Below are 23,730 nucleotides of genomic sequence, written 5' to 3' on the forward strand. Positions count from 1 at the left end.
ACTAGGTGCGGTCGGCCCTGCGCGTCGACCGTTCGCCGGCCCGCCGGGCGGCCTTGACCGCCTCCTCGACGAGGATCACGACGACGCCCGCGCTGACCGCCACCGCCCAATGCGACCAGGTCAGGGGCGCGGTACCGAACGCGCGTTGCAGCGTAGGTACGTAGACGACGGCGACCTGCAGCGCGGCCGCGCCTGCCAACGACACCCACAGCCAGCGGTTGGTGAACAGGTGGTCCAGCACGCTCGCGCGGTCGGAGCGGCTGTTGAGGGCGTTGGCCAGTTGCATGATCACGAGCGCGGTGAACACGGTGGTGCGGGCGGTGTCGAGCTCGGCGCCCTCGGGGGCGACCCGGTCCAGCCCGCCGAGCAGACCGCCGGGCAGCGTCAGGTCGTAGACGACCAGACTGAGCAGCCCCATGAGGGCGCCGATGCCGAGGATGCGCTGCCACATGTGCCGGTCGATGATGCGGTCGTCGGCGCGGCGCGGGGGCCGGGCCATGACGTCGTCGATCTCGGGGTCGACGCCCATGGCCAGGGCCGGGCCGGAGTCGGTGACGAGGTTGATCCAGAGGATCTGGGTGGCCAGCAGCGGCACCACCGCGGCGCCGGGGTTGGCGGGGTCGGCGAGCCCGATGACGGTGCCGAGCGTCACGCCCAGGAACACGGTGGCGATCTCGCCCATGTTGGAGCTCAGCAGGTAGCGCATGAACTTCTTGATGTTGTCGAAAATCACCCGGCCCTGCCGCACGGCGGCGACGATCGTGGCGTAGTTGTCGTCGCCGAGGATCATCGCCCCGGCCTCCTTGGTCACCTCCGTGCCCGTGATCCCCATCGCGACCCCGATGTCGGCCGACTTCAGCGCCGGGGCGTCGTTGACGCCGTCGCCGGTCATCGCGACGACCTGCCGGTCGGCCTGTAGCGCGTCGACCACCCGCAGCTTGTGCTCCGGCGCCACGCGCGCGTAGACGTTCGCGGTGCGGGCGGCCTCCGCGAGCTCCGCCGGTTCGACCTCGGCGAGGTCGCGGCCGGTGATGACGGCCGTGTCGCCCGGCCGGGTGATCCCCAGGTCGGCGGCGATGCGGGCCGCGGTCACGGGGTGGTCTCCCGTGATCATGACCGTGCGGATTCCCGCCCGCTGGGCCTCGCGGATGGCGGCGGCGGCCTCCTCGCGCGGCGGGTCGAGCAGGGCCACGAGGCCGCCGAAGATGAGGTCGCGCTCCGCGGGCTCGTCGAAGGTGCCGGCCTCGGCCGCGGTCGCGGGCCGCCAGGCGACGCCGAGCGTGCGGTAACCCTGGCTGCTCAACTCCTCGACCATTGCGGCCAGCTCGCGCCGCCTCCCGGGGGTGAGGGGGCGCGCACCGTCGGCGACCTGTTCCGACACGCAGCGCTCCAGCAGCACATCGGCGGCGCCCTTGGCGAACACCGAGTGGCCCCGGGCGGGATGCCGGCTGAGCACCGACATCATCCGGCGCTCGGAGCTGAACGGCACCTCGGCCGCCCGGTCGTGTCCGCTGCTGAGCTCGTGCGCGCCGTCGAGCTTGCGCGCCGCCACGAGGAAGGCCGCCTCGGTGGGGTCGCCCTGGATCTCCCACGATCCGTCCTGCTGCGACAGCTGCGCGTCGTTGGCGATCGAGCCGGCGACCAGGGCCCGGCGGGCCTCGTCGAGCGTGGCCTCGACGTCCCCGTCGACCCGGACCTCGCCCACGGGCGTGTACCCTGTGCCGCCGAGGACGACCCGACCCGACGCGGTGACGATCTCGCGCAGGGTCATCTCGTTCTTCGTGAGCGTTCCGGTCTTGTCCGAGCAGATGACGGAGACCGAACCCAGGGTCTCCACCGAGTGCAGGTCCTTCATCACCGCGTTGCGGCGGGCCATGGCCTGGACGCCGATGGCCAGGACGAGGGAGAGGATGGCGGGCAGCCCCTCGGGCACGGCCGCCACGGCCAGCGAGACGCCCATGAGCAGGACGTCGACGGCGCCCTCGAGCGTGCGGACGCTGTTGACGAGCGCGGTGGTGACCATGACGACGACGGCGATGACGACCACCAGCAGCCCCAGCGTGGTGGAGATGCGGGCGATCTCGCGCTGCAGGGGCGTCGGCTCGGACTCGGTCTCGTCGAGCAGGGTGGCGATGCGCCCCATCTCGGTGTCCATGCCGGTCGCGGTGACGACCGCGCGGCCCACGCCCCGCGCCACGGCGGTGCCCTTGAAGACCATGTTCGCGCGGTCGCCGAGCGCGCCCGGCTCGTCCAGCGGCTGCGGGGACTTCTCAGCGGCCTCGGACTCGCCGGTCAGCGACGCCTCCTGCACGCGCAGCGCCGTGGCGGTGAGGAGGCGGGCGTCGGCGCCGACGGCGTCGCCCTCGGCCAGGACGAGGATGTCCCCGGGCACCAGGTCGGTGGACGCGACGGTGGTGAGCAGCCCGTCGCGCAGGACGGTGGAGCGGGTCGCGGTGAGGTCCGCGAGCGCCGCGACGGCCCGCTCGGCGCGGTTCTCCTGCACGTAGCCGATGACGGCGTTGGCCGCGACGATCAGGGCGATGACGGTCGCGTCGACCGGGAGTCCGACGCCGCCGTCGACGGCCCACGCGATGATCGAGATGACGATGGCCGCCAGCAGGAGGTAGATGAGCGGGTCGGCGAACTGCCGCAGGAAGCGCCGCCAGGCAGGGTCGGGGGGCGTCGCGCGCAGCTCGTTGGGCCCGTGGATCTCGCGGCGGGCGGCCACCTCGGCCAGGGACAGGCCCTCGGCCGGGTCGACGGCGAGGGCGAGGGTGACATCGGCGGGGGGAAGGAGAGTGACGTCGCGCGTCGCGTCGGCCATGTCTCCCATTGTGGACCGCTGGATCAGACGGGGTAGCCGTTCTCGGTCAGACCGCGGTACCCGTCGAGCATCAGCGCGATCCGCCGCGCCGACAGCTCGGTGACGTGCCGGGGCACGTCGTCGGGCTCGACCCAGTGGATCGCGCGGATCTCGCGGTCGTCGGTGCCGAGCTCGGCCGCCACCTCTGGCGGCAGCACGCCGCCGTCGAAGATGAACTCCACGGCGTCCGACCAACCCAGATAGGGCGGCATCCAGTCGATGAGCAGCGGCTGTCCGAACTCGACGGCGATGCCCAGCTCTTCCAGCGTCTCGCGGGCACCGCCGTGCCGCGGCGGCTCACCGGGCTCGACGATGCCGCCGGGCAGTTCCCAGTCCTGCTTGTAGGAGGTTTCCAGCAGCAGGACGCGCCCCCGCTGGTCGCGGAACAGGGCGTGCGCGATGGTGCGCTTGGTGGGCAAGATCGAATCCAGCACGCCCGAGAACCCGGTGGGGCCGTACACGGCGTCCACGGCCAGCCGGGAGTAGACGAGGATGTCGCGGAAGACGCCCGGCTCCGGCTCGATGGCCGAGCGCAGGCGCCCCTCCAGGCGGAACCCGCAGCGGTGCAGCGCCACGCGGGCGGCGGTGTCCCACTCTGGCAGTTCCACCTGGAGGCGCCGCAGGTCGTGGGCGAGGATCGCGTCGTCGGAGGCGAGCGACAGCGCGCGCTGCAGCGTCTCGACGTCGACCTCCTGCTCGTCCCAGCGCAGGGTGCCGACCCCCGAGGCGATGTCCACCGACACCTTGAAGTCGCTCACGCCGTCGACCGTACCCGGCGGCGCCGCGCCGGGCGACACCGGGGCGGGATCACTCCGCGGTGCGACGCAGCCAGATCGAGCCCAGCGGCGGCACCGTGACGCGGGCGCGCGCCGGGAAGTGGCCCCACGGTTCCTCGTGGGCCGTCACCTCGCCGAGGTTGCCGAACTCGCCGGAGCCGTCGTAGATCGGGGCGTCGGTGTTGAGGATCTCCTCCCACGCCCCGGCCTCGGGCAGGCCGATCTCGTAGTCCCGCAGCGGGTCCGGGGAGAAGTTGGTCACGCACGCGATGTGGTTGCCCGACGCGTCGTGGCGCACCCACGACAGGGTGTTGTGCCCGTTGTCGTCGGCGTTGATCCAGGTGAAGCCCTCGGGCGAGTTGTCCAGCTCGTACAGCGGCGAGTTGGCGCGGTAGAGGTGGTTGAGGTCGCGGAACAGGCGCTGCAGACCGCCGTGGCCCCACAGCTCGCTGACCCACCACTCCAGCGACACTGACTCGTTGAACTCCGGCCGCTGCCCGAACTCGCAGCCCATGAAGACCAGCTGCTTGCCGGGGAAGCTCCACATGTAGGAGTAGAAGGCGCGCAGCGTGGCGAACTTGCGCCAATCGTCCTGCGGGACCTTGTTGATCATGGAGCCCTTGCCGTGCACGACCTCGTCGTGGCTGATCGGCAGCACGAAGTTCTCCGAGTACGCGTAGACCATCGCGAAGGTGAGCAGGTTGTGCTCGTACTGCCGGTACACGGGATCCAGCTGCAGGTAGCGCAGCGAGTCGTTCATCCAGCCCATGTTCCACTTGAAGCCGAAGCCCAGGCCGCCCTCGTGCACCGGCTTGGTGACGCCGGCGAAGCTGGTCGACTCCTCGGCGATCATCACGACGCCCGGCTCGCGCTCATACAGGTGGCGGTTGCAGTAGCGCAGGAAATCCATCGCCTCGAGGTTCTCGCGGCCGCCGAACTGGTTGGGCACCCACTGCCCGTCTTCACGGGAGTAGTCGAGGTACAGCATGGAGGCGACGGCGTCCACGCGCAGGCCGTCGATGTGGAACTCCTGCACCCAGTACAGCGCGTTGGACACGAGGAAGCTCTTCACCTCGTTGCGGCCGTAGTTGAAGATGTAGGTGCCCCAGTCCTGGTGCTCACCCTGGCGGGGGTCGGCGTGCTCGTAGAGCGCGGTGCCGTCGAAGCGGCCCAGCGCCCACGCGTCCTTGGGGAAGTGTCCCGGCACCCAGTCCATGATCACGCCGATGCCGGCCTGGTGCAGGCGGTCGATGAGGTAGCGCAGGTCATCGGGCTTGCCGAAGCGCGACGTGGGGGAGAAGTAGCCGGTCACCTGGTAGCCCCAGCTGGGCTCGAACGGGTGTTCCGCCAGCGGCATGAACTCGACGTGCGTGTAGCCCTGCCACTTGACGTAGCTGACCAGCTCCTCGGCGAGGTCCAGGTAGCTCTTGCCCTTGCGCCAACCGCCGAGGTGCACCTCGTAGACGCTCATCGGCTCGGCGTGCGCCTGCGACGTGCGGCGCTTGGCCATCCACTCGTCGTCGGACCACAGGTAGCGCGACTCGTAGACGATCGACGCGTTCGCCGGCGCCTGCTCGCTGAACCGGGCCATGGGGTCGACCTTCTCGACCCACTGGCCGTCGCTGGTCTCGATCCGGTACTTGTACAGCGTGCCCTCGCCGAGGCCCTCGATGAACAGGCCCCAGATGCCGGAGCCAGGAATGAGTTCCATGGCGTCGCCGGTCCACCAGTTGAAGTCGCCGATGACGTGCACCGACTTGGCGTTGGGCGCCCACACGGCGAAGCGGACGCCGGTGATCGGGCCGCGCTCGTCGTCGTCGACCGTCACCACGGTGCTGCCGAGCCGCTTCCACAGCTCGGTGTCGCCACCGCTGTGGAACCCCTCGAAGTCCCATCCGGTCAGTCCACCGAAGCGGTCGTGTGCCATGTCTCGACTCCTTAGGGTCACTATCTGTTGCGTCAATCTAGCGTGCCCGGGTGGGGCCGTGTGAGGCTCCGCGCCGACCCGTCCCGGGCTTGATGGGATGGTTATCGTTCCGTGACCAACGAGGCCAGGTGGGCCAGCGGCACGGTCAGGAGCTCCGGCCGGAACCGGGCCTCGTACACGGCCTCGTAGCCGGCCTTGTCCGTCTCGTACGCGGCCAGGACCGGGTCCTGAGCGTCGGTCGGGAGGCCGTAGCCGGCCAGGAATGCGGCGCGGCAGTCGGCCAGCCAGTCGGCGGACGCGTCGCCGGCGGCGTGCGCGTAGGCGAACGAGCGCAGCATGCCGGCCACGTCGCGCAGCGGAGAGTCGGGGCGGCGCCGCTCCTCCATGGACTTCAGGGGTTCGCCCTCGAAGTCGACGTAGCGCCAGCGGCCCTCCGACAGGAGGACCTGGCCGAGGTGGCAGTCGCCGTGGACCCGCTGGGCGGGCAGCTCGTCGTCGGCGATCTCGGCGAACACCGCGTCCACCGCGTCGGCGAACGGCCGGACCTCCGGGACCTCGGCAGCGACGGTGGCGAATCGCTCGCGGGACTCGCGGGCCAGGGCGGCGCCGTCGATGGTCGCGGTGGGGAGCCGCTCGGCCAGCGTGTGGTGCACCGTGGCCAGGGCCTCGCCCAGGGCGCGGGCGTGGCCGGTGAAGTCGCGGCCCTCGCGGGCGTAGTCGCAGGCCAGGACGTAGCCGTCGGTGGGGTCGTGCAGCGCCTCGAGGAACACCGCAAGGTCCGTGCCGTCCCACACCCACGCGCCGTAGAGCTCCGCCACGACGCCGCTGCCGGCCAGGGCCTCATGCAACTCGACGTCGACGGAGCGGCCCGGTTCCAGACGGCGGAAGACCTTGACCAGGAGCTCGTCGCCGAAGAACACCGACGTGTTGGACTGCTCGCCGGCGTACCGGCGCGCGGGCAGATCGGCGGGGACGTCGCGGTAGCGCTCGAAGCCGGGGGCGCCGTCGTGCAGCGCCCGTAGCAGGACGGCGCCGTCGTCGCACGCGTCGACGGGCTCGCCGTCGCCGTAGAGCAACGGGACGTGGAACCGCTCGCGGTGCCCGTCGCCGAACTCGACGACGAGGACCGCGGGGCGCAGGTCCTCACCGGCCCAGGGACCGAGCTCCACGTCGACCGGCCGACCGCTGCGCCCGCTGAACCAGCGCGACGCGACGGCCAGGTCCCACAGCCGCCGGGTCAGGTCGGCGATCATGGCGCCGTGACGTGGAAGACGTGCGCGGGCTTGCTCGGCCAGAGCCGCACCCAGGCGCGCTGCCCCCACACGTAGGACTCGCCGGTCAGCTCATCGGTCACGCGGACCGACTCGCCGCCCAGGCCGAGGGCCGCCAGGTCCAGCATGATGTCGGACTCGACGGTGTGGTCCGGGTCGAGCGAGCACACCACGAGCACCGTGTCTGCCCCGTCGTTCTTGGAGAACACGATGACCGAGTCGTGGGGCGCGTGGTGGAAGTGGATGTCGCGGAGCTGCTGCAGCGCCGGATGCGCCTCGCGGATCTCGTTGAGCTTGCCCAGCAGCAGGTTGAGGTTGGGCTCGGCGTTGTAGTCGCGGGGCCGGAACTCGTACTTCTCGGAATCGAGGTACTCCTCCTTGCCGGCGGCGACGGGCAGGTGCTCGAACAGCTCGAAGCCCGAGTAGACGCCCCAGGTCGGCGACATCGTCGCGGCGAGGATCGCGCGGATCGAGAACGCCGCCGGGTTGCCCGACTGCAGGAAGAAGGGGTTGATGTCGGGCGTGTTGACGAAGAAGTTGGGCCGGTAGTACGACGCCATCTCCTGCGACAGCTCGGTGAGGTACTCGGTGAGTTCCCACTTGAGGTTGCGCCACGTGAAGTAGGTGTAGCTCTGCTGGAAGCCCACCTTGCCCAACGCCGCCATCATCTGCGGCTTGGTGAACGCCTCGGCGAGGAAGATGACCTCCGGGTTGGTCTCGTGGACGCGCTCCAGCAGCCAGTCCCAGAACTCGACGGGCTTGGTGTGCGGGTTGTCGACGCGGAAGATCGTCACGCCGTGGTCGATCCAGAACCGGACGATCCGCAGCACCTCGTGGTAGAGCCCCGCCGGGTCGTTGTCGAAGTTCAGCGGGTAGATGTCCTGGTACTTCTTGGGCGGGTTCTCCGCGTAGGCGATGCTGCCGTCCATGCGGGTCGTGAACCACTCGGGATGCTCGGTCACCCACGGGTGGTCCGGCGACGCCTGCAGGGCCAGGTCCAGCGCCACCTCCAGCCCGAGCGAGCGCGCCTTGGCGACGAACGCGTCGAAGTCGTCGAAGTCGCCGAGGTCCGGGTGGATCGCGTCGTGGCCGCCGTCGGGCGAGCCGATCGCCCACGGCGAGCCGGGATCGGCGTCGGTGGCGTCGAGGGAGTTGTTCTTCCCCTTGCGGTAGGCGCGGCCGATCGGGTGGATCGGGGGCAGGTAGACGACGTCGAAGCCCATGGCGGCGGCCGCCTCGAGCCGCTCGAACGACGTGCGAAACGTGCCGGAGTGCCACTGGCCGTGCTCGTCCTGCCAGGCGCCCTGCGAGCGGGGGAAGAACTCGTACCACGACGAGTACAGCGCGCGGCGCCGCTCGACCCGGATCGGGTACTCCTGCGTCGGCGACACCAGCTCGCGCGGCCCGAAGCGGGCCATGGCGCGGGTGATGGGGGCCGAGGTGATGAGTTCGAGGATCTCGTCGACGTCGCCGTCGGCCCGCAGCGTCTCCGCGGCGGCGTGCAGCAGGCTCGCCGCGCCCGGGACCCGCATGAGCTCCGCCTGCTGGGCGGACCGGGTCAGCAGGTCGCGGCCCTCCATGCACACCAGGTCGACGTCCTGGCCGATGGGCAGCTTGGCCTCGGCGTGGTGGCGCCAGGTGCCCCACGGGTCGCTCCAGCCCTCGACGCGGAACGTCCAATCGCCCTCGGCGGCCATGCGGACGTGCGCCTGCCAGATGTCGAGGCCGTGCGGCTCGACCTGCTTCATGTCGATGCGGCGCTGCGTCCCGCCCGGCGAGGTCAGGATGACCGAGGCGTTGACGGAATCGTGGCCCTCGCGGAACACGTTGGCCTGGATGAGGATGCGTTCGTGGACCACCGCCTTGACGGGGTACACCCCGCACTCGATGACGGGGCTCACCCCGGTCACGGGGATCCGGCCGAGGCCGCCCTCGGTCCGAACGATGCGCTTACTCATGGCTGGGATCTCCGCACTCACGGGCGCCAGCCTAGCCGCCCGCGCCGAACGGTGCGGAGCTCAGGACAACAGATCGATCGACGAGGGCTCGGCCTCAGCCAGCAGAGCCATCAGTTCCTTCGAGCTGGTGGGGACGTCGACGCGCATCACCACGACGGCGCGGGCCGGCATCTGGATCTCGGCGAGGGCCGGAAGGACGCCGTCGGGCAGTTCGTCGTCGTCGGCGCTGTGCCAGACGATCTCGTAGCCGAAGCCCCACGGCAGCGTCGGCAGCACCAGTGGGACGGGCTCGGCGCCGGAGTTGAACCAGGTGAGGAACGCCTCGCGCTCGTCGGAGACGTACATGCCGAGGAGTCGGCGGCCGCCGTCGTGCCAGGCGTCGGTGCTCATCTCCCCGTAGCGGCCGTCCATCCAGGTGAGGTCGACGCGCTGCAGGTTCTCGCCGTGCTCGGTCAGTACCTCCGTGTGGTAGCCGAAGTCCGTGGGGCGCAGGATGGCGTGCGACTGCCGGAGCGCGATGAGGTCGGCGATTCGGGTCTGCACCCGCTGCCACTCCGGCGCGACGTCCCAGTTCACCCAGGACAGCGGCGAGTCTTGGCAGTACGCGTTGTTGTTGCCCTTCTGGGTGCGGCCGAACTCGTCGCCGGCCGTGATCATCGGCGTGCCGGCGGCCAGGATCTGGGTCGCCATCAGGTTGAGCACCTGGCGACGGCGCAGCGCGTTGATCTCGGGGTCCTCGGTTTCGCCCTCCCACCCGTGGTTCCACGAGCGGTTGTTGTCCGAGCCGTCGCGGTTGGCCTCGCCGTTGTCGAGGTTGTGCTTGACGTCGTAGCTGACGAGGTCGCGCATCGTGAAGCCGTCGTGGGCGGTGATGAAGTTGATGCTCGACTGCGGGGAGCGGCCGGGGGCGTCGAAGATGTCCGGCGAGCCGGCCAGCCGCGTGGCCAGTTCCTGAACGCCGTGGACGGCGCCGCGCCAGTAGTCGCGGATGTGGTCGCGGAAGCGGTCGTTCCACTCGTGCCAGCCGGGACCCCAGGCGCCGACCTGGTAGCCGTACGGGCCGATGTCCCACGGCTCGACGATCATCTTGATGCCCTCGAACGCGGGGTCGGCGGCCACGAGGGACTTGAAGGCGTGGTTTTGGTCCACGTGGTGGTTCTCGTCGCGGATGAGGGTCGTGGCCAGGTCGAAGCGGAATCCGTCGACGCCCATGTCCTGGACCCAGTAGCGCATCGAGTCGAGCACCATCTGCAGCACCATGGGGTGGGCGGTGTTGACGGAGTTGCCGCAGCCGGTGACGTCGTAGTCGTCGCGCTTGTCGTTGGTCAGGCGGTAGTAGGACAGGTGGTCGATGCCGCGCATCGACAGCGTCGGGCCCTCGTGGCCACCCTCGCCGGTGTGGTTGTAGACGACGTCGAGGATCACCTCGATGCCGGCCTCGTGGAGCCGCGACACCATGATCTTGAAGTCGGCCACCTGGTTGCCGACGGTGCCGCGCGTGGCGTAGTAGGCGTGCGGGGCGAAGAAGCCGAGCGAGTTGTAGCCCCAGTAGTTGCGCAGCCCCTTGAAGGCGACGAACGGCTCGGACACGAAGTGGTGCACCGGCAGCAGTTCCACCGCGGTGACGCCCAAGCGCAGCAGGTAGTCGATGACGGCCGGGTCCGCCATGCCCAGGTACGAGCCGCGGAGGTGCTCCGGGACCAGCGGGTGCAGCTTCGTGTAGCCGCGCAGGTGGGTCTCGTAGATGATCGTCTCCGACATCGGACGGCGGCGGGCGATCGGGGTGGGCGGGGGAGAGTCCGCCACCACGACGCTGAGCGGCACGGCCCCGAACGAGTCGGTGCTCGACTTGGTGAACGGGTCGCCCGGCACGTGGTCGAGGATCGGGCCGCGGAAGTCGACGCCGCCGCTGATGGCCTTGGCGTACGGGTCAAGCAGGAGCCGCGCCGGGTTGAACCGGCTGCCCGACGACGGGTCCCACTCGCCGTGGACGCGGAAGCCGTAGTGCTGCTCTGGGCCCGTCTCGGGCACCTCGACGGTCCAGATCCCATCGTCGTCCATCGTCATCTCGACGTTGTGCTGCCGGTTCAGCGGGTCGATGAGGGCGAGCTCGACGCGCTCGGCGCGCGGGGCCCACAGGCCGAAGCGGACGCCGGTGGCGGTGATGCGGGCGCCGAGAACGCTCGTATCAGGGATCGTCGGTGCAGTCATAGTCGGCTTTCGTGGATTCAGTGATGAATCGTTGGGCTGGGGCGGTTCATTCTGCCAGTAACTCGTGCAAAAGCCACAGTCGGCGCGTCGTGGGTGCGGGCGGCTGCCCTGTGCCGGGAACGGATCGCCCCGGGTATCGGCGCTGGTCAGGCCATACCCCGGGTAGCATGACGCCTGCCGATCCATTGTTCCGTCGCACCCGAGGTGGCCTCGTGCAGTCCGTCTATCTCGATCACGCCGCGACCACTCCCATGCGGCCCGAGTCGCTTGAGGCGTTCGTGGCGGCCGCCGGCGTCGTCGGCAATGCCTCGTCCCTGCACCGCTCCGGGCAGCGCGCCCGGCGGGTGTTGGAGGAGGCGCGCGAGGAGCTGGCGGCCGCCGTCGGGGCCGAGCCGGCCGAGGTGATCTTCACCTCCGGCGGCTCGGAGGCCGACAGCATCGCCGTGCTGGGGGGATGGGAGGCCGGTCGGGCGCGGGGACGGTCGCGGTGTCTGGTGTCCGCCGTCGAGCATCCCGCCGTGGGCGGTGCCGTGAAGCGCGGCGCGGAGGTCCTGCCGGTGGACCGCGACGGCCTCGTGGGCCTCGACGCGGCGCGGGCGATGATCGACGGCGACGTGGCGGTGGTCTCCGTCATGGCCGTCAACAACGAGACGGGCGCGGTGCAGCCGGTGGCCGCCGTGCTGGAAATCGCCGCCGGGGCTGGGGCGTGGGTGCACAGCGACGCCGTGCAGGCCCTGGGACACGTGCCGCTCGACTTCCGCGCCGACGGGCTGGATCTGGTGTCGCTGTCGGCCCACAAGGTCGGGGGGCCGGTGGGGATCGGGGCGCTGCTGGCGCGTCGGGAGGTGTCGCCGCTGCCGATCGGCCTCGGCGGTGGCCAGGAGCGCGAGGTGAGGTCGGGGACGCAGCCGGTGGCGCTGGCGGCGGCCTTTGCGCGGGCCGCGTCGCTCGCGGTGGGGGAGTTGGAGGCGGAGTCGACGCGGTTGCGGGGGCTGCGCGATCGGATCTCGGCGTTGGCGGTGTCGCTGGGGGGACGGCTCAACAGCCTGCCCGGCGGCGCGCCGCACATCGTCAACGTGACGTTCGACGGCGTCCGCGCGGACGACCTGTTGTTCCTGCTGGACCAGCGCGGGGTGCATGCCTCGGTCGGCAGCGCGTGCCGGGCGGGAGTGCATCAGCCGAGCGAGGTGTTGTTGGCAATGGGGCGGTCAGAGGCGGAGGCGGTGCAGTCGCTGCGGTTCTCGCTGGGCTGGGCGACCACCGTGGCGGACGTCGACGCGCTGGCGGCCGCGCTGCCGGAGGCGCTGGCGGTGGCCCGTACCGCCTTCTGAGCTCGAGGCGACCGGCGGGCATGCTGCCGGCCCCGCGGGCGGCGCCCGGCGGGGTCAACGGTCAGGAGGGGTCAGGCGGCGTGCGGCTCAGGCCGCGGCCAGTTCGGGTGGGGCGGTGAGTCTGATCGTGCCCACCGCGGCGACGAGGTACTCGTAGCCGGCGGGGGAGCGCCAGTGGTAGGTCCCTGGCTGCGGCTGGCAGACGTGCCATCCGCCGTGTGTCCGCGCGCGATGGGGATAGCGGGCCGTGGGGCCGAGGTTGTCCATCGACGTCTGGCCCGGCCCTCGATCCGTGCGGTAGGGAATCGTGTGGTCGAGGTCACAGGCCCGGGCGACGCGTGAGCCGTAAGGGAACACGTCGACGGGGTTGCGGAGCGTGAGAGCCAGCCGCATGAGGTCCGGCGGATCGTGCTGATCGACGGGCAGGATCTCGTTCGGGTCCAGAACCGGGCGTACCGTGACGCGGGAGCCGGCCAGCAGCTCGCGGAGGCCACTGATGTGCATGGCGCCCCATCCCTCCACGCGGGCGGTGCCGCTGGCGGTGCCGTCGGCCAGGTAGGTCTGCTTCGCCGCCTCTCCGCTCGGCACTGAGTCTGAGGTGATGTGGACGATGAGCTGGTGCGACGGCAGAGACTCTTGGCCGAACGCCCCGCGGGCGAGGATGCCGACGGCGGCGGCGCGGCGCTGGTTCCAGCCGGTCCGCTGATCGACGTCCGCCGTTGCGGGCAGGGTCCGGGCGATGCTGGACAGTGCATGGTCGAAAGCGGCGGCATCATCGGGGGTGAGCCGTCCCCACATGTCGACATGGCCGTCCTCGATCTCACCCAGTGTGACGTGGCGACTCGTGCGGGCCGACGCCTCGCGCGCGATGGCGTTGGCGGGGTCCGCGGCGATGATCCATCCGGGCAGCAGCCGAAGCGTCCGCTGCCAGGGCATCAGCGCCATCGCGTGGGCGAGCCGTCGATCGAGCGTGAGCGCTGCCTCGGCGCTCAGATGAACCGAACGGCGGGCGACGTCGACGGCCTGCCACCACCGGATGCGGCCGGCCAGGACCGCAGCCCACAGGGTGGGGAGGCGGTGGCGGACGTTGAGGACGTCACCGAGGCGGCCCACCGCCGCGCCGGGGGAGACCCCCAGCAGCGGGGCGATCTCCAGCGCGAGGAACTCGGCGACCGCGGGGGTCCCGTCGGCTCCTGGAGTCATGGTGTCCTCGAGGCCGACGGCGATGTCGTTCATGTCCACGTGGTAGGTGTCGATCAGGTGGGCCAGGGCGATGATCTCGGCTGTCTCGGCAGCGACCAGTTGCCGATGGGCGTGGTCCAGCGCGGCCAAGGTGGTGGGCTCGGGCGGGGAGTGATCCATGGACGCCACACTAATCGCCCACACTGACAATTTCCGAGTGTGATCGGAGCTGTTGTGACGGCTGCGTCTAGAGTGGGACGTCGCAAGCAGGAGGAAAGAATGCGCGTCTTGGTCGCCATGTCGGGCGGAGTCGATTCCGCCGTCGCCGCCGCGCGTCTCGTCGCCGACGGCCACGACGTGACCGGCGTACATCTCGCGCTGTCGAAGAACCCCGCCTCCTACCGCTCCGGCGCCCGCGGCTGCTGTTCGTTGGAGGACTCCCACGACGCCCGGCGTGTCGCTGACAAACTCGACATCCCCTTCTACGTGTGGGATTTCGCCGAGGAGTTCCGCGAGGCGGTCGTCGACGATTTCATCGCCGAGTACCGCGCCGGCCGCACGCCCAACCCCTGTCTGCGCTGCAACGAGAAGATCAAGTTCGCGGCCGTCCTGGAGCGCGGGCTGGCGCTCGGCTTCGACGCGGTTGCCACGGGCCACTACGCCGACCTACGCCGGAAGGACGACGGATCGGTGACGCTGCACCGCGCCGCCGACGCGGCCAAGGACCAGTCGTACGTCCTCGGAATGCTGACGCAGGACCAGCTGCGTCGCTGCGTGTTCCCGCTGTTCGACGTCGAGAAGCCGGTGGTCCGCGCCGAGGCGCAGGCGCTGGGCTTCGGGGTGGCGAAGAAGCCCGACAGTCACGACATCTGCTTCATCGCCGACGGCGACACACAGGGATTCCTGGCCCGCTACCTCGACGACGCCCCCGGCCCCATCGTCGACGACGCAGGAGAGGTCCTCGGCGAGCATCGTGGCACGCACCGGTACACGGTGGGGCAGCGCAAGGGCCTCGACCTGCGGGTGCCCGCGCCGACCGGTGAACCGCGGTACGTGCTGCGGATCGAGCCGGCGAGCCGGACGGTGGTCGTGGGGGCCCGCGACGACCTCGCCGTCACCGAGCTCACCGGCATTCGCACCACGTGGACGGGATCGTCGGTCGAGGGTCCGTGGCGCGGCCAGGCCCAGTACCGGGCACACGGGACGCCGCAGGACGCCACCATCGAGGCCGTCGACGGTGGGCTGCGGGTTAGCCTGGACGAGCCGGCGCACGGTGTGGCTCCGGGACAGACGGTGGTCGTCTACGACGGGGACCGCGTGGTGGGCAGTGCTGTGATTGCCGGGGCCCGATGATGCGCATCACCGCAGCCGGGTCGCTGCCGGGGACGGACTTCCGTGGAGCCTTGACCGCGATGGCCGAGGCGCTGCCCGACGTTCTCCCGTTCCCGGAACTGCCCGCCCGTGGGGTCACGTCAGGCATGGTGGGTCGCGCGCTGGGACTGATCGAGGGGCTGGGGTTCGACCTCCAGCCGGCCGGCTGGAGGCTGGTGCCCCACGCGGGCGCCGAGCACCGTCGGGCGAAGGCACAGTGGCGCAACGATCTCGACGACGCCGAGGAACTGCTGCAGGGGTTCACGGGCGTGCTGAAGGTGGCGGTCGCGGGGCCGTGGACGCTGGCCGCGGCGGTCGAGCGGACGATGGGGGACCGGCTGCTGGCCGACCACGGCGCGCGCCGGGAGTTGGCCCAGGCGCTGCACGACGGCGTTGAGCGCCTGAAGGTTGACCTCGCCAGACGGCTGCCGGGCCGCGAGGTGTGGGTTCAGGTGGACGAGCCGTCCCTGATTGCAGTCGCGGAGGGCCGGATCCCGACGGCGAGTGGGTTCAGCCGGCACAGGCGGGTCGACCCGCCGGAACTCGTCGCGGCGCTGCGTCCGATGGCCGACGGTGCATGGCTCCACTGCTGCGCGCCGGGGCGGTGGCTCGACGTCGCCCGCCGTGCGGGGTTCACCGGGGTCTCGGTCGACGCCTCGCTGGTAGATCTCGACGAGCTGGCCGAGTGGCGCGACGAGGAGCGCGGCCTCATCCTCGGCGTGGTGGATACGAGTCGCGGACCGCAGAGCACCGACGAGCTGGTGCGGTCCGCGCTGGGGATCCTGCGACAACTCCAGGTCGATGACCTCGACGGTGTCCTCCTCGGCACCGCGTGCGGGATGGCTGGCTGGCGTCGGGAGGACGTCGTGCCGCAGCTGCAGTCGCTGGGGAAGGCGGCGGAGCTGGTGGAGGAGGCGCTGGCCCGCGGCTGATCCTCGCCTAAGCTGGCGGGGTGCGGATCTTCTCGAACCTTGACCTCAACGGCCATGCGCCCGTGCGCGCGCAGGTGGGTCGAGGGCCGTGGGGGCCGGTCGGTGTGCCGAGCACGCGGTGGAAGAAGGCTCAGCGGATCCTGATCCCGGTCGTCGCGGTGGGCGTGGCGGTTGGGCTGTTCTTCCTCGGGCGGATGTTCTACCTGATCCTCACCGGCGCCTGAGCCTCACCAACCGAGGAGGCTAGCCGCGAACGGCGCGACCAGCACTCCGAGAATCATGAAGGGGCCGAACGGGATCTCGCTGTCGCGTCTGATGCGTTTCGTCACCAAGAGCATGGCGCTGATCAGCGCCATGAGGATGAAGGCAGCCCCGACGCCGAGTAAGGCAGTGCCGATGCCGAACCACCCGAGCGCAGCCCCCGTCGTCAGCCCGAGCTTGACGTCCCCGAGGCCGAAACCGCTGGGGTTGATGTAAGCCAACACGAAGAGAATGGTTGAGGTGAGCAAAGACCCCAGGAAAGCGGCCCCGAGACGCCCCCATCCGTCCGAGAGCCACGCGTAGGGAACCTGTAGCGCGAAGAACAGCGGATAGGGGATCAGCGTCAGCGGATCAGGCAGCCGATGTTCTGCGAGGTCGACGGCTGTCGCAGCTCCCCAGAATGCGGCTAGGACGAGGAATCCGAGGGGCTCCAATGTCCCCCTGTATCCGACCGACGACCAGACCCATGCCACCAGCAGCGCGCTTGTCGCTGCAGCAACTATCCACCGAGAGCGGACGCCGAAAGAACGCGACAGCAGCGGTGATGACACAGTGGCACCGACCGCCATGATCGCAACAAGGATCGCCACGATCAGAGCGCGCCGAACAGGGTTTCCATGATGGAGATCACGGCGGGTCCGAGGATGACGATGAAGATCACTGGCAGGATGCAGATGATGAGAGGGAAGACCACCTTGACAGGGATCTCCATGGCCTTGCGTTCGGCGCGCTGCCTACGAGCCAGCCGCATTTCGTCGGCCTGCGCATTGAGCACGTCGGCCAGCGGGATGCCGTAGGCCTCCGCCTGGATCACCGTGCGGATGAACCGCCGCAGCGGAATGGACCCCGTCCTCTCGGCAAGATCCTCGTAGGCATTGCGCCTCGATTGCCCCACTTGGATGTCCTGCATGGTCCGAACGAGTTCGCGCGCCAGGACGCCAGTCCCGTTGCGCGCCACGCGCAGCATGGCGGCGTCGAAGCCCAAGCCTGCCTGCACCGCGATGCTCATCTGATCCAGCGTGTCTGCGAGCTCGAGGTCGACCTGCTCCCTGCGCTTCTGGAACGCGTTAAGTAGGAGGACGTCGGGGAGGAAGAAGACACCAACCGTGACGGCGAGCCCGAGAAGCACCACCAACGAGGAGCGGCTAGACATCCACAGCAGGAAGAACAACACCGCAGAGAGAAGCGTCCCGAGAACCTTGATGGACAGGAGCTGGTCGACGGTCCAGCCCCCGGGGAAGCCGGCCTTTGCGAGGGCACGCTCGAGGCGGCCTCGCCGCTCGGGGCTGTCAATGACCCGGGCCACACTCAGGTGTCCCTGCTGGTGCCGAGGACGATCCTGGGCCGGGGTGTGGCCTCGTTGAAGGTTCTGGACGGCCCGCACCCGGGCCTGGTCGGGTCCAGCGAGCAGGAGCCACAGCAGCACACCCAGCCCTGCGGCCAAAGCCAGCACTGGAAGGAGGAAATCAGGCAGGTACATGGTCAGAACTTGATCTGCACGGTGCGGTGGAGCCACAAGGACCCGACTGCGAGCAGGACGATCGCTGCCGCAATCATGGCCCAGCCGACCGGGTGTGTGAATAGCGTGGACAGATATGCCGGATTGGCGAACAACAGGAGTGCGATGATGACGAACGGCAGGGCGATCAGAATGATGGCGGATAGCCTGCCCTCGGCGCTCAGTGCAGCCACCTGCCTGCGCAGCTGGGCCCGCTCGCGGATCGTGTGTGACACCCCGTCGAGAACGTCGGCGAGGTTGCCCCCGACCTCACGGTTGATCGCCACCGCCTGCGCAATCCAGGAGAAGTCCTCGCTCTGCATGCGCGTGGCGGTGCGTTCCATCGTCTCGCCCAGGGGCCGGCCGACCCGAAGCTCGTTGGTCATGCGGGCGAACTCCTCGGCGGTCGGGCTCGCGGCCTCCCGGCCGACCATGGACATGGCCTGGGTGAACGAGTATCCCGAGCGGAGGCTGCCTGCCAGCATCTGGGCGGTCTCATCCAGCTGAAGCCCGAAGGCCGCGCGTTTACGGCTGGTCTTCACCGACACAACCGCGACGATAGTGAGGGGCATGAGGACGGGCAGCAGCACGGCGAGTAGCGGTGAACCCAGCAAGACTCCGAGAGCCGCCGCGACGAGAACGGCGCAGACGCCCAAGATGACAAGCTGGCCTGGCGTCATCGTGATCCCGGCGATGTCTAGGCGGTCCGACAACGTCAGGTTGCGGTTCGCGAGCAGCCGATCCACTCTTCGGGTGGCAGCATCGGCCACCCCGGCCAGGGCAGTGCGCCGCTCCTGCTGCGTTGGGCGGCGCCGATGGAGCGGGATCTCATTCGCGTTGGGGCGCAGCCAGAGGGCCATGAAGATCACGAAAGCCAGTCCTATGGCCAGGGTGGCGATCGCCAGAACCGGGGGCGTCTGTCCGAGCATTAGCGCATCCGGAGGTCGGTGCCGAACACGCGTGGCGACAGCTGGATGCCCAGGTCGGCGAACCTGTCGGTGAACTGTGGCCGAACGCCTGTCGGCATCACGTGTCCGAGGAACCGTCCATCCCTGTCGACTCCGGCTGAGTAGTCGAACAGGAAGACGTCTTGCATCGTCACGGTTTGACCCTCCATGCCGTGCACCTCGGTCACCGCGACGATGCGACGGGTGCCGTCTCGCAACCGGGCCAGCTGGACGATGAGGTCGATTGAACTGGAGACCTGCTCTCGAATCGCACGGAGGGGCAGCTCCATGCCGGCCATGAGGACAAGGGTCTCGAGGCGGGAGAGCGCATCTCGCGGCGAGTTGGCATGGATGGTGGAGAGCGAGCCGTCGTGGCCGGTGTTCATGGCCTGCAACATGTCGAGGGCCTCGCCGCCACGCACCTCACCGACGATGATGCGGTCGGGGCGCATACGCAGCGAGTTCTTCACCAGGTCGCGAATGGTGACCTCGCCCTTGCCCTCAATGTTGGCCGGCCGCGACTCGAGCCGCACCACATGATCCTGCTGGAGCTGGAGTTCGACGGCGTCCTCGATGGAGATGATCCGCTCGCCGTCAGGGATGAACGAGGACACCACATTGAGGAGCGTGGTCTTTCCGGTGCCCGTGCCGCCGGAGATGATGATGTTCAGCCGCGCTTTCACGCAGGCCTGGAGCAGTTCCGCGATCTCCGGCGACATGGTGTCGAGCTTGATCAGATCGGCGACGCTGAGGGCATCGTGGCTGAACTTTCGGATGGTCAGGGTGGACCCGCTGAAGGCGAGCGGAGGGATGATGGCGTTGACGCGAGACCCGTCTTCCAGACGGGCGTCCACCAACGGCGACGCCTCGTCGATGCGGCGCCCGATGCGTCCCACGATGCGATCGATGATCTGACGCAGGTGAGTCTCGTCGCGGAACACCACATCCGAGCGGTAGATGCGGCCGGCGTGCTCCACATAGACCTTGTCGGGCCCGTTGACCATCACCTCGGTGACCGACGGATCGGCAAGCAGCCCTTGGATCGGGCCGAGGCCCAAGACGTCGGCCTGCACTTCCTCCAGCAGCCGGCGCCGCTCCGAGCCGGTCATCGCGAGGCTCTCGCCCTCGATGATGGCCGCGAGTTCCTTCTGGACCAGCTCCTGGAGTTGCTCGTCGGTCAGCGACGCGTCGTTCAGCCGGTTGCCCAGCCGCTCGTACAGGGTGGCGGTGGTTCTTTCCTTCAGCGCCCTGACTGCATCCTGACCGGCCGACCGCGCGGGTCCGGAGCGCTGGGCGAGGGAGGTGGGCACAGACGTGGCGTCCGTGTCTGCCCGAAGCCTGGGAGAGGACTGCTGCACTGCAGGCTGGGGCGGTGCTGCCATGCGCGCCGCTGTGACGGGCTGCTGGTCCGCTTCAACAGGACTCGGCTCCTGAATCGAGGCAGCGGTCTCTCCACGCGCGGCGCGCAGGCGATCAGCGAGTCCCATCGGTGCTCCTTGCTCGCCCGAAGAGGCGGCCGCGGGGGCGGGAGGCCTCCGATCGGCCCGCGATCCGTGCGACGAGGCCCGAGAGTTCCCGCGTGAGGGGATCCTTGCCGCGCGTCTGGAGCAGGGGAATGCCCTGGTTCACAGAGATCGGAACCACCTTCGCTGTAGGGAGAGTCACGTCGACCTTGGCGTTGATGGTCGCCTCGACATCGGCGACCGTCAGCCCTCGAGAGGCGTCCGCGAAGTTCAGCACGACGTGACGTGACTCGAGCAGCAGTGCCAGTTGGCTCAGTGTCTCGATCTCCTTGCGCAGCCCCCGGACTCCCGGCACGTCGAGCCCCGTCACGAGCACAAGTTCCCCGGTCAGGTCGAGCGCCGCGAGAGTGTGCTCCGAGAGCCCCGGGGAGGTGTCGACGACCACATAGTCAAAGGCCTGGGACAGCGTCTTCAGAAGGGCGGTGATCTCCTCGGACGTGATCGCATCAGCAGCGGCGGGCGATTCGGAGCCGGCGACAACCCAGAGCCCCGTCTCGTGTCGGGTGAGATAAGTCTTAAGTGCCAACAGGTCGCCGTTCAGGGCTGGCCGGATGGTGTCGGGCAGCGTATACGTCGGTGTGAGGTTCAAGGCACTGGCGACGTCGCCGAAATGGAGGTCCAAGTCCACAAGCACGACCCGCTCGGGGGCCACCTGCGTGAGACCGACCGCCAGGTTGGTGGCCACCGTGGTCTTGCCAACGCCCCCTTTGGGAGACGCCACCGTGATGATCTGGCCCCGCGTCGGCGCTGCGCTCTCGATGACGGCCGCGCGCCGGTTGCGCGCGATGGCATCCCGAAGTTCTTCCACGCTGCCCAAGGGCGAGATCATGTCCCGCACACCCGCCCGCATGGCTGGGAGCGCTAGGGCTGGGGCTTCGTCAGTGATCAACACGACGGGCACAGCGTAACGCTGCTGGGCCCAGTCGGCGATGGCGATTGCGCCCTGCGGGTCCGGTGCGGCATCGATGAGGAGCAACTCTGCCGGGGGCGAGGCTGCTAGAGCGCGAGCGAGCGCGTCAGAATCCTCTCCCGAGAGGACGTTGACCTGACCGCCTGTGGCCAGCGTGACTTGATCGATGATGTGAGCTCCCCGCCCGAGGAGTATGACAGCGCTCATGACTGAGGCGTCCCCTCGGTCGTCCACACGTTGTCGTACAGCACACGGCGTGTCCCGTCGATCACCGAGGTCTCGCGCTCAAGGGTGAGCCACAGAGTGCCGTGCTCGGCTCCCCAGACCACGCGCTCGGCATCGGGGGCAGGCAGGGCGAGCGTGATGAACTGCGCGCCCGGGGCAGCTGCCGGCGCGGCCTCGCCGTCGTCGGTCGCCTGGACGGGCTCCACGTCCTGCACGCGGCTCACCAGGATCCGGTGGAGGATGGTCTCGGATTCGTAGGGGCCTACATCGGGCTGTACCGACACGACGATGCCGACGGTGTTCCCGGCGATGAGTTTCCCGCCCAGCACCCGCTCGGGCTGGAGGACGATGGTGACCTGCACGAGATCCTCTGGCACCACCACCTGGTCTCCGGTGATGGTCTCCCGACTGACGAAGCGTTGGGGGACGATCTGCTCGCCCGGGAGGATGGGGGCCGCCGCAACCAGGCCCGACACGGGCTCCGCGTCGGTGAGCGCACCGGTTACGACTGCGATCTTCGGGAGGGCACGCAGCTCGGCGTTCTCGCCGGCGGTCAGCGTGCCGCCGGTGGGGATCTCCACGGTGGCTACGAGCACCTCGGTGGGGTCGAACTGGGCGAGCGCTCGTTCGTCTGCCCGCACGACGTAGACCGCCACCATCGCGGCGCCGATCAGGGTCAACAGCGTCGCCGCGATGGCGGCGATGACACGTCTTCTCATGTGTGGTTGTCTCGTCCTCGATGGGTCACTGGGTCAACTGGACTGCGGTGGCGCCGTAGTTCGGCCCGCCCACCTCGCTGGCGAGGTTGACGCGCTTGACGAATGTACCAGTCACCGAGCGCTCCGCGCCGGTGCACTTGTCCGCGCCGCCATACCACCCAAAGCCCTTGTTGAGGCAGTAGTCCGAGACGAGAAGGACGGCGAATCCCACGATGTGATAGGAGCCGCCACCGGTGCCCTTGGCTTCGTCGAACAGCGGAATCAGGATCTCCTCACCAACCATGTTGGTGAGGAGAGAATTGCAGTTGGAGTTGTTAGGGCCATCGTTGCCCGCATTCCCCGGAGCCCAGCCGTCGACGCTGGTCATGACGGTGCAGTCGGCGCTGCCCGCGGTATCCAGCCAGTTCATGCCGCCAGGCACTGTGTGCGGTGGGTTGCCTGCGACGCAGTCCACCTTGTCACCCTTGATGATCATCTTGACGCTCGTGCCACCGGTGACGTCCGCGAGATGGCATATCGAAACGGTGAATGGCGACACCAGACCTGCGCCGATTCCGCCCCATGAAGCGGTGGCGGAGGCCGTGACTTCCAATGAATCATGACCGATGATCGGTGCGAACCAGTGGTTGCGCTCGCTGGCCACGTCTACGGTCACTGATGAGCTGCCGTGGGTGATCCCGGTGACCGTGACGTTGTCATCGCGCTTGTTCCCCGTGGCGTAGCTGGACGCCATGCCCGGCTCGTCCGCCTCGCACGCGCCTTCGGCGCAACTCTGGGCCAACGCGAGTGCGGCGGCGTCGGCACCGTTTTGCAGTTCTTTGCGGTCCATCCAGAGCGCACCGACATCAACGGCGATCGCGGTGAATCCGACCAAAGAGACCATCAGAAGTGCCACCGTGATCGCCACAGCGCCGCGTTCGGATATCATCCTCCGCATCGCATTTCCCCTGTTCCACTCGCAGTGAAGTTCGGCACGAAAAATCGCGTCAAGGTCGGATACGAATAGGTCACGGTCACTATTACTGGGGCTCCGGCGCTGCACGTGCCCGGAACTGTCACAAGAGTGGGTGGGCGGCCGGTCGTGTTCGCGAATGCCGATGACGCGACCCCTTGCGCCTGGCCCTGGTTCTGCGAGATAGCCATCTCTCGGGCTCCCTCACGGGCGGCACCCGCGGCAGAGGCGTTAAGGAAAGTAAGGAAGCCGAACTCGACTATGCCGAGAACCAACACGAGAAGTATGGGCACGACAAGGGCGAACTCCACGGCCGCCGCACCGGATTCTCTCATCGACTTCATGCTCCCCCGTTTGATATCGACTCAAGTGCTTTGTGGGCCCCCGGGACGAGGGCCCACAAAGCAGCGCTGGACTAGATCAGGCGTTGGCGAGCCCGTCTTGGACGTCCCCGAACAATGTGTTGAGTTCGTCGCCGACGAGGCCGACGGCGGCGATGATCGCGACGGCGATCAGGGCGACCATGATGCCGTACTCGACGGCGGTGGCGCCCTTGGTCTTGTCCGCGAAGCGACGGCCGAGCACCGAGAGCAGTGCGGTGAGGTGGGCGTAGATAGCAACCATCGTGGTTGCCCCCTTTCCAGGAACATGCCAAAGGGGGAAGTGATTCTGCCCCCGTGGGGACCGCTCTACGCGTGCCCCCTAGCGCGAAACGTAGCGCGTCCCAGGCTCTTGCGTCAACGCCTCGAGTTGACTCATCAGAAACCTCCGCTTGTGCGGGGTCGTTGCCTCGGGTAGAAACCTCCGGTTAGGTGTGTCGTTGCCTCGGGTGAGGACCTCCGCGTGAGCACCATCACGGATGGAGCTGACGAT

20 protein-coding genes are annotated in these 23,730 nt (G+C 69.0%); 4 read left to right on the top strand and 16 right to left on the bottom strand.

Features of this window, described 5'->3' with window-relative positions:
* Position 1 precedes the first annotated feature (1 nt).
* From ACFQPD_RS07045 to glgX, 6 genes are all read right to left on the bottom strand, one after another.
* Positions 2–2,824, bottom strand: coding sequence for a cation-translocating P-type ATPase (locus ACFQPD_RS07045; protein ID WP_385899692.1), 2,823 nt, complete (start codon positions 2,822–2,824; stop codon positions 2–4).
* A gap of 23 nt (positions 2,825–2,847) precedes the next feature.
* Positions 2,848–3,621, bottom strand: coding sequence for an NUDIX domain-containing protein (locus tag ACFQPD_RS07050; RefSeq protein ID WP_385899694.1), 774 nt, complete (start codon positions 3,619–3,621; stop codon positions 2,848–2,850).
* Positions 3,622–3,670: 49 nt separating this feature from the next.
* Positions 3,671–5,566, bottom strand: a complete 1,896-nt coding sequence (glgB, locus tag ACFQPD_RS07055) for a 1,4-alpha-glucan branching protein GlgB (RefSeq protein WP_385899696.1) — start codon at positions 5,564–5,566, stop codon at positions 3,671–3,673.
* Positions 5,567–5,667: 101 nt separating this feature from the next.
* Positions 5,668–6,819 carry a phosphotransferase gene (locus tag ACFQPD_RS07060; RefSeq protein ID WP_385899698.1) on the bottom strand — a complete coding sequence of 384 codons (1,152 nt, stop codon included), beginning with the start codon at positions 6,817–6,819 and terminating at the stop codon, positions 5,668–5,670.
* Positions 6,816–8,795 (bottom strand): alpha-1,4-glucan--maltose-1-phosphate maltosyltransferase, encoded by a 1,980-nt coding sequence (locus tag ACFQPD_RS07065; RefSeq protein WP_385899699.1) that lies wholly within the window; start codon positions 8,793–8,795, stop codon positions 6,816–6,818. Before ACFQPD_RS07065 ends, ACFQPD_RS07060 begins: the two co-directional genes overlap by 4 nt.
* Before the next feature lie 60 nt (positions 8,796–8,855).
* Positions 8,856–11,006, bottom strand: coding sequence for a glycogen debranching protein GlgX (gene glgX, locus ACFQPD_RS07070; RefSeq protein ID WP_385899701.1), 2,151 nt, complete (start codon positions 11,004–11,006; stop codon positions 8,856–8,858).
* Positions 11,007–11,218: 212 nt separating this feature from the next.
* On the opposite strand from glgX, the gene ACFQPD_RS07075 reads away from it, so the two are divergent.
* Positions 11,219–12,337, top strand: coding sequence for a cysteine desulfurase family protein (locus tag ACFQPD_RS07075; RefSeq protein ID WP_385899703.1), 1,119 nt, complete (start codon positions 11,219–11,221; stop codon positions 12,335–12,337).
* Between the two features lie 87 nt (positions 12,338–12,424).
* Here ACFQPD_RS07075 and ACFQPD_RS07080 read toward each other — a convergent pair whose 3' ends face one another.
* A complete protein-coding gene (locus tag ACFQPD_RS07080) occupies positions 12,425–13,699 on the bottom strand; it encodes a DUF222 domain-containing protein (RefSeq protein WP_385899705.1) in 1,275 nt (424 codons plus the stop codon).
* Between the two features lie 99 nt (positions 13,700–13,798).
* Here ACFQPD_RS07080 and mnmA point away from each other — a divergent pair, with 99 nt between their 5' ends.
* Genes mnmA through ACFQPD_RS07095 form a run of 3 tightly spaced genes read left to right on the top strand, consistent with a single transcriptional unit; the run spans position 13,799 to position 16,046 of the window.
* Positions 13,799–14,872: a tRNA 2-thiouridine(34) synthase MnmA gene (mnmA, locus tag ACFQPD_RS07085; protein WP_385899707.1), complete on the top strand. Its 1,074-nt coding sequence runs from the start codon at positions 13,799–13,801 to the stop codon at positions 14,870–14,872.
* Positions 14,869–15,822, top strand: a complete 954-nt coding sequence (locus tag ACFQPD_RS07090) for a methionine synthase (protein ID WP_385899709.1) — start codon at positions 14,869–14,871, stop codon at positions 15,820–15,822. The genes mnmA and ACFQPD_RS07090 overlap by 4 nt, the downstream gene beginning before the upstream one ends.
* A 20-nt stretch (positions 15,823–15,842) precedes the next feature.
* On the top strand, positions 15,843–16,046 hold the full coding sequence (locus ACFQPD_RS07095) for a hypothetical protein (protein WP_385899710.1): 204 nt from the start codon (positions 15,843–15,845) through the stop codon (positions 16,044–16,046).
* A 3-nt stretch (positions 16,047–16,049) separates the two neighbouring features.
* On the opposite strand, the gene ACFQPD_RS07100 is transcribed toward ACFQPD_RS07095, so the two are convergent.
* The 9 genes from ACFQPD_RS07100 to ACFQPD_RS07140 form a co-directional block, all read right to left on the bottom strand.
* Positions 16,050–16,673, bottom strand: coding sequence for a prepilin peptidase (locus ACFQPD_RS07100; protein WP_385899711.1), 624 nt, complete (start codon positions 16,671–16,673; stop codon positions 16,050–16,052).
* Positions 16,674–16,675: 2 nt separating this feature from the next.
* Positions 16,676–17,563 (bottom strand): type II secretion system F family protein, encoded by an 888-nt coding sequence (locus ACFQPD_RS07105; RefSeq protein WP_385899713.1) that lies wholly within the window; start codon positions 17,561–17,563, stop codon positions 16,676–16,678.
* 2 nt (positions 17,564–17,565) lie between these two features.
* Entirely contained in the window at positions 17,566–18,510 is a 945-nt protein-coding gene (locus ACFQPD_RS07110) for a type II secretion system F family protein (RefSeq protein ID WP_385899715.1), read from the bottom strand.
* A complete protein-coding gene (locus ACFQPD_RS07115) occupies positions 18,510–19,838 on the bottom strand; it encodes a CpaF family protein (RefSeq protein ID WP_385899717.1) in 1,329 nt (442 codons plus the stop codon). The genes ACFQPD_RS07110 and ACFQPD_RS07115 overlap by 1 nt, the downstream gene beginning before the upstream one ends.
* Positions 19,839–20,001: 163 nt before the next feature.
* On the bottom strand, positions 20,002–21,168 hold the full coding sequence (locus ACFQPD_RS07120) for a CpaE family protein (RefSeq protein WP_385899719.1): 1,167 nt from the start codon (positions 21,166–21,168) through the stop codon (positions 20,002–20,004).
* Positions 21,165–21,905, bottom strand: coding sequence for a Flp pilus assembly protein CpaB (locus ACFQPD_RS07125; protein WP_385899721.1), 741 nt, complete (start codon positions 21,903–21,905; stop codon positions 21,165–21,167). The genes ACFQPD_RS07120 and ACFQPD_RS07125 overlap by 4 nt, the downstream gene beginning before the upstream one ends.
* Positions 21,906–21,930: 25 nt before the next feature.
* On the bottom strand, positions 21,931–22,833 hold the full coding sequence (locus tag ACFQPD_RS07130; protein ID WP_385899723.1) for a pilus assembly protein TadG-related protein: 903 nt from the start codon (positions 22,831–22,833) through the stop codon (positions 21,931–21,933).
* Positions 22,830–23,201, bottom strand: coding sequence for a TadE/TadG family type IV pilus assembly protein (locus tag ACFQPD_RS07135; RefSeq protein WP_385899725.1), 372 nt, complete (start codon positions 23,199–23,201; stop codon positions 22,830–22,832). The genes ACFQPD_RS07130 and ACFQPD_RS07135 overlap by 4 nt, the downstream gene beginning before the upstream one ends.
* 76 nt (positions 23,202–23,277) lie before the next feature.
* On the bottom strand, positions 23,278–23,481 hold the full coding sequence (locus ACFQPD_RS07140) for a Flp family type IVb pilin (protein WP_385899727.1): 204 nt from the start codon (positions 23,479–23,481) through the stop codon (positions 23,278–23,280).
* Positions 23,482–23,730: the final 249 nt, after the last annotated feature.

Source organism: Tessaracoccus sp. O5.2 (assembly GCF_964266725.1).
Lineage (GTDB): Bacteria > Actinomycetota > Actinomycetes > Propionibacteriales > Propionibacteriaceae > Arachnia > Arachnia lapidicapta.